This window comes from Amphritea balenae (assembly GCF_003858655.1).
Taxonomy (GTDB): Bacteria; Pseudomonadota; Gammaproteobacteria; order Pseudomonadales; family Balneatricaceae; genus Amphritea; species Amphritea balenae.
Window position 1 is genome coordinate 406,130 of sequence record NZ_RQXV01000003.1, and the last position, 6,203, is coordinate 412,332.

Sequence of the window (6,203 nt, forward strand, 5' to 3'; positions counted from 1 at the left end):
TGGTCATAGATCTTGACGCCAGCATGATCAAAACCTTCTCGATTCAGCATAGTTTTTATTAAACAGATCAAAGTAGCTATCCAAATGATCTGCCGCATGCTGATCCCCCACTTGCTCTAACAAAGCAGCGGCAACTTCAACAGTACAAAGCTGATCAGAAACCTCGGTCTTGCGCAGGCTATAACGTGACTGCCTCTGTGTATTGAGAGAGATCACCGGTAGATGCTGTAAATACTGACTTAAACGAAACATTCGCCTTGCTTGCCGCCAGGTACCATCGAGAATAATAAACAAAGGTTGGCGGTCCGTTTTCTCACGAAAGTTCACCATGCGATGCTGATAATCTTCTGCTGCCGGAAAGACAATATAAGGATCGATTGCCGGATCATTAATCAACTTGATGAATGCGCTATCCGGCTCGGTTCTACTCCAGTGAAACACCTGACTCGCAGCAATAGTATCGACAATCAAACGACCGGTATTGGTCGGTTTATAAAGCTCATAAGGGTGCGATAACAGACAGAACTGTACTTTAGCAACAATCTGATGACGGGCATGACAAATACAGCCCGCCGTATGTAACAAGCAGTGCTCACAACGCTGGATTTTTGACCCCCTGGCAATAAAGGGCTTTCTGGGGGGATTATCAAGCTGCATAAATTAACTATTAATGGAATGAAGAGCGGATCATAGCATAGGATAGACGCTATTTTAGGCCCATCAAATCCCGTATACTGTCGCCCATGCAAATACTCTGGGTAACTCTATTTACTGCGGTGCTGATCTGGTCTGGCATCGATCCGAAAGATCAGTTCACCTGGTTTCTTGAAGTGCTGCCTGCCCTTATAGGTGCAGTCGTTTTAGTGACCACCCGAAAAGCCTTTCCACTGACGGGACTGCTTTACCTGTTAATACTGATTCACTGCATTATATTAATGGTCGGCGGCCATTATACCTATGCTGAAGTCCCGCTATTTGACCGCATCTCAGAGTGGTTTGGCTGGCAACGTAATAATTATGACAAGATAGGACACCTGGCACAGGGCTTTATCCCCGCAATCATTGCCAGAGAGCTCTTAATACGTAAGAACGCCGTCAACGGTAGCAATTGGCTCAAGCTGTTTGTCATCAGCTTTTGCCTGGCATTCAGTGCGTTTTACGAACTGATAGAGTGGTGGGTCGCAGAGCTCTCAGGCCAATCAGCCGAAGCATTCTTAGGCACACAAGGTTATGTATGGGATACCCAGTCAGATATGCTTCTGGCACTGATTGGCGCCTGTCTTGCTCTACTACTTCTCAGCCGCCTGCATGATAAACAATTACACCAACTCAACTCAGACTCAAAATAACCGGGCTAACTAATGCGCGAAGACACCTGTAATTACCGCGAACTCTTCCTTAATGATACCCCGATGATCGATCTTCGGGCACCGATTGAGTTCAGTCAGGGTGCGTTTCCCAGTGCAGTAAGTTTGCCACTGATGACTGATGAGGAGCGTACTCTTGTCGGCACTTGCTACAAAGAACAAGGCCAGCAAAAAGCCATTATACTGGGTCATAAGCTGGTCAGCGGTGCAACAAAAGAACAACGTATGGCTCTCTGGCTAGACTTCTGCAACAAAAATCCCGAAGGCTACCTCTACTGCTTCCGTGGCGGCCTGCGCTCCCACACTACACAGCAATGGCTTAAGGATGCTGGCGTCGATTATCCGCTTATAACCGGTGGCTACAAAGCACTGCGCAATGCACTGTTATCTGTATTCGAGGATGTTGCTACACAACTCTCCTTCCATATTGTGGGCGGTAAAACAGGTAGCGCTAAAACCTTAATGGTCAACCGTCTCGATAATGCCATTGATCTTGAAGGCGCAGCGCACCACCGTGGCTCCAGTTTTGGTCCTTATGTTGAACCGGCAAGCACTCAGATTAATTTTGAAAACCAGACTTCTATTCAATTATTAAAAAAACAGAATGCGGGCCATCAGCAGCTTGTTTTTGAAGATGAAGGCCGCAATATCGGCAGTGTTGATTTACCCCGGCCGATCTATCTGAAAATGCAGGATTCCCCGGTCATCGTGATTGAGGATCCTTTCGATATCCGTATCCAACGATTACTGAAAGACTATGTTATCGATATGGTCGCATCATACATTGCACATTACGGCGAAGAGCAGGGACAACAACTCTGCTCTGAATACCTCTTTAGCGGGCTGGATAAGATTCGTAAACGCCTTGGCAACGAGCGCTGGCAGATATTACGCAAAGAAATGACTAAAGCCATTAACCAACATCAGTCAGGTGCTGGCTTTGAGCAACATATAAACTGGTTGCAGCCATTACTCGAGTGGTACTACGATCCGATGTACGAGTATCAGCTTAGCCTTAAGGCTGACAGAATTACATTCCGGGGCGACTGGCAGGAATGCCATGATTATCTGGTAGAGACTACAAGATAAGGATTCGATCACTTCGTTTGTCCGAATAGCGCTACCGCGCCGTGTCCGAACGTTGCTACGCAACTTGTCCGAGGTCCCAAAGAGCTAAAAGATAAGAGCGGTTTACCACAGAGAACACAGTACCCAAGGGGCATGCTAAGGCCACTGAGAAGGTCAAAAGCAGAAATTCAGGATAAGGGATATAACATAATTGCTTTCTCAGTTCTGGACCTTTCGTTACTCTTCTTTTCCTATGTACCCTCCGTGGTGAAGGTATTTTTTCAGGGGTCGTAGTCCTATAGTCGAAAAGAAAAGAGCTATTTACCCAGTATCCATAAACCTTGCGAAGAAGAGGTAGAAGGCGTTTATCTATAATTCTTTTCTCTGTGTCCTCTGTGCCGTCCGTGGTGAGAATGTTTTTAGCTCTTTCGGACGCGACGAAGCCGCATCGGACAAGCGCAACGTTCGGACAAGTGAAAGGATCGAACTTCGGCTTTTATGTTCGGACAAGCGCAGCGTTCGATTCCCTTACCCTGAAACGCAAAAAGGCCGGTTATTGCTAACCGGCCTAAAACATTTTGTCACTCAAAGCTCGAAGGGGTGACCTCTGAGTGAGTATATTGTTTCTTAGAACTTAACGCGCATACCAGCCAGGTAGCCCAGGTCCTTGTCATCAGCATCAGAATCAGCGATCTCTGCAAATACGCTAACATTCTTCTGAGTTGGGAACTTGTAGGTTACGTTCGCATACCATTCAGCAACATCTTCAGCTGACTCGTAGTCAGTGCTCTGGTAACCAACAGAAACTTCTGTAGTCTCGGCAACAGGAACAACAGCAACCAAACCGTAAGTCTTGTTGGTTTCGTCTGCAATCTTGTCATCAGCAGAGCTGTAGTCAGCGCCGAATGCAGCGAACCCAGCATCAAATGCTGCGCTTACACCCCAGGCTTTATAGTCCAGATCGTCATCGTTATCGTAGGTCTGGTAAGCAAGAGCCAGCTCAACATCAGCTACAGAAGTAGCAGCCAGGATATCAAAACCTTTTGCTTCGTCTTCGTCACCTTCTAGAACTGTTGAAGCGCCAACGTACAGGTTTTCGCCTTCGAAATCGACACGGACTACGTTATCACCAGCATCTTCAGCGAACTGAGACTGGTCTTCTTCGTTTTCGTACTGATTCTCGATACCAAAACCTTCAACAGCCATGTCCTGCTTACCAACAGAAACAGCTACATTACCAAACTGCATACCCAGGAAAGCATTTTCAAGCTCAGCACCATCCTCATCACCTTCAGCTGCACCATCAAAGCTGAAGTCCAGAGCGCCAAACGCCTGCATATCATCACCCAGGTCGTAGGTAACAGTGTTATGTACTTCCAGATCGTCAAACTCGATATCGGTATCTACGTCATCACCAACAGCTTTACGCAGTTGTACCTGGAAATCACCGCCCAACTCATAAGTCAGACCATTACCTTCGTAAATAGTCGCAGCGTTAGCAGCACCAGCAGTAGTCGCTGTAATTGCAGCAACCAGAATAAGCTTTTTCATTTCTTTCTCCAAATTAAGAAAAGATAAAAATTTAAATATAAATTTAAGACAAACGATCCCTGCTACCTCATTAAAACAACAAGGCATAATCCCTTACAAAAAATAATTATATTGCGTTAAAATCCAGGCTTTAAATGCTTCCTGAGTTTCTTTATCAGCTTGCATAAACCAGTATTGAAGCATTACACCTGGCATTGATTTACCTTCAGCGCTTACATTAGCTTCTGCTGTAGTATTCGCCATATTAAAAGCCTTAACATTTATACGACTAATATTTTTCAAGGCTGCAGCGTTGTTCGTTGCGTTAAACTCTTCGAGCTCACGCTTATAGTTCCGATCCAGCTGAAAGCCCACTTTCTTCAGAACAGCTGATTGGAATTCAATACTTTTTCCCTTATCGTCAGTGATCAGCCACTGCTGCTCTTTATTGAATTGCGATAATTGCTACAAGCTTTTGATTTTTAGAGCTTTAATTTCAAGACTGGTATCTTTAGCTGTAAACAGAATTACATGAGTGTCTGAAGTTTCTATTTCAGTATCACCTGCAGATGTTATCTCAACTGAATACTGAATTAAAACCTGGTTACTGCCGTTTTCCAATTCAGCTTGATTCCTACTACCAAAAAAGGAATCAGAATCAGCCTCTTCACCGTTTACAATTATAAGGAACACATCACTCCCAAAATTTAATTTAACTTCAGCACAAACCGAGCTCGTAAAAAACAACAAAAACACTAAAACTTTTCTTTAAAAAAATAACATTAGCTGTGTCTCAGTAACTACCGTAAATTTAATGGTTGCGATAATAGAGCTGCGATATGACAATAAAGTCAACCTTAGACTAAATAAAAAATACACTCGAAATCTAATTAAACTTATTCCACATTTATTAGTTTTCTATTAACAAATTATTATTTGTTTAACGCGGAGGCATTTTGCCACTAAGAGAATCAACTATCAATGCTTATACGAATCGTTCTCATTTGTATTTAGATTATAATGCAATAAGCATATATGACATATAGATCTATTGGTATATAAAGAATTATGTATAAGGGGTGCGAGCAGAAACGCATAGAGCAGGTTCAACATTACCTACTATGCTGAACCTGGTAGATCTTGGATGGGATTACTTCTAAAGTGCTTTTTTATCTTGGTCAGAGGTAAAACGTAGTACTCTTTCGTGCCACTCATAGTCTTCAAAAGAGTTGTTCATACGAACCGTATCTGCACCTACCGAACCTGCCAACAACATTACAGCCAAAGCTGAAACGATATATTTTAATAAGATTTTCATATTCAGATCCTCATCTGATAACAACTATCAGACTACTACTCAGGACTGAAACATCCCTGGAAAAACAACCAGAGAGATCTGAAGTCATAAAAGATTCATAATCCGCACTAACATAACCCAAGCCCCACTTTACGCCTACACCGCTGCAGATCGGCACTGCCAAGCCTCACTCAATAGCCGTAGCTCCGAACTGAGAGCCGAGGTCCGATCGTTTCACTTGCCCGAACGCTGCGCTTGTCCGATGCGGCTTCGCCGCGTCCGAAAGAGCGGAAAAGATAAGTGCGGCTTACCACGGAGATCACTGAGAAGGTCAAAAGCAAAGAATGTTGGTAAGAGCATTACAAGTTTCTTTCCATCTTTTCTCTGTGCCCTCTGTGGTGCATATTGTTTTGAACTTAAATAATCCCGGACAAGTAGCGCAGCTACGATCGGACAAATGAAATGCTCGGACACGGCGCGTAGCGCCATTCGGACTAGCGAAGCGGTCGGTTTTATACCGGACTAGCCTGAGTTTTGAAACGAAAAAACCCCAACACAGCGTGTTGGGGTTTCTCGTATTAGGTGCTCAGTGTGCCCCTTCGGGTATGGCGAAAGTTTGCCCCAGGAGCAAAGCGACTGCATTGGGCATGACCTACATTATTCAGGCTTCGCCTTCACCCATTCATCGCTTCGCTCTTCAGGGCTGTCGTCGCAAGCGCCGACGTTCAACGCGCTTCGCGCTTTTGTCTCATCTATGCTCGAGCAGATCATAAATCACAGACATTAAAAAACCCCAACACAGCGTGTTGGGGTTTCTCGTATTAGGTGCTTGGCGATGACCTACTCTCGCATAGGGAATCCCTACACTACCATTGGCGCTAAGACGTTTCACTTCCGAGTTCGGTAAGGGATCGGGTGGTTCCATCTCGCTATGGTCGCCA

Annotated in this window: 5 protein-coding genes, 1 rRNA gene and 1 pseudogene; 2 read left to right on the forward strand and 5 right to left on the reverse strand. The window is 44.7% G+C overall.

Going from position 1 to position 6,203, the window contains the following annotated elements; genetic code table 11:
- Positions 1–27: 27 nt before the first annotated feature.
- Positions 28–657 carry a tRNA-uridine aminocarboxypropyltransferase gene (locus EHS89_RS08405; RefSeq protein WP_124925686.1) on the reverse strand — a complete coding sequence of 210 codons (630 nt, stop codon included), beginning with the start codon at positions 655–657 and terminating at the stop codon, positions 28–30.
- An 86-nt stretch (positions 658–743) separates the two neighbouring features.
- Here EHS89_RS08405 and EHS89_RS08410 point away from each other — a divergent pair, with 86 nt between their 5' ends.
- Positions 744–1,349, forward strand: a complete 606-nt coding sequence (locus EHS89_RS08410; RefSeq protein WP_124925687.1) for a DUF2238 domain-containing protein — start codon at positions 744–746, stop codon at positions 1,347–1,349.
- Between the two features lie 12 nt (positions 1,350–1,361).
- A complete protein-coding gene (gene mnmH / locus EHS89_RS08415; RefSeq protein WP_124925688.1) occupies positions 1,362–2,456 on the forward strand; it encodes a tRNA 2-selenouridine(34) synthase MnmH in 1,095 nt (364 codons plus the stop codon).
- A gap of 606 nt (positions 2,457–3,062) precedes the next feature.
- On the opposite strand, the gene EHS89_RS08420 is transcribed toward mnmH, so the two are convergent.
- The 4 genes and pseudogenes from EHS89_RS08420 to rrf all read right to left on the reverse strand — a co-directional run.
- Entirely contained in the window at positions 3,063–3,986 is a 924-nt protein-coding gene (locus EHS89_RS08420) for a porin (RefSeq protein ID WP_124925689.1), read from the reverse strand.
- Between the two features lie 93 nt (positions 3,987–4,079).
- Positions 4,080–4,721, reverse strand: a pseudogene (locus EHS89_RS21360) (YccT family protein).
- A gap of 400 nt (positions 4,722–5,121) precedes the next feature.
- Positions 5,122–5,283 (reverse strand): hypothetical protein, encoded by a 162-nt coding sequence (locus EHS89_RS21065; protein WP_170167450.1) that lies wholly within the window; start codon positions 5,281–5,283, stop codon positions 5,122–5,124.
- A gap of 806 nt (positions 5,284–6,089) precedes the next feature.
- Positions 6,090–6,203, reverse strand: a 5S ribosomal RNA gene (gene rrf / locus EHS89_RS08435); the annotation flags it as partial.

Excerpts from the sequence above, each read along its gene's own strand:
- EHS89_RS08405 (WP_124925686.1), bottom strand. The coding sequence starts at position 657 with ATGCAGCTTGATAATCCCCCCAGAAAGCCCTTTATTGCCAGGGGGTCA.
- EHS89_RS08410 (WP_124925687.1), top strand. The coding sequence starts at position 744 with ATGCAAATACTCTGGGTAACTCTATTTACTGCGGTGCTGATCTGGTCT.
- mnmH (WP_124925688.1), top strand. The coding sequence starts at position 1,362 with ATGCGCGAAGACACCTGTAATTACCGCGAACTCTTCCTTAATGATACC.
- EHS89_RS08420 (WP_124925689.1), bottom strand. The coding sequence starts at position 3,986 with ATGAAAAAGCTTATTCTGGTTGCTGCAATTACAGCGACTACTGCTGGT.
- EHS89_RS21065 (WP_170167450.1), bottom strand. The coding sequence starts at position 5,283 with ATGAAAATCTTATTAAAATATATCGTTTCAGCTTTGGCTGTAATGTTG.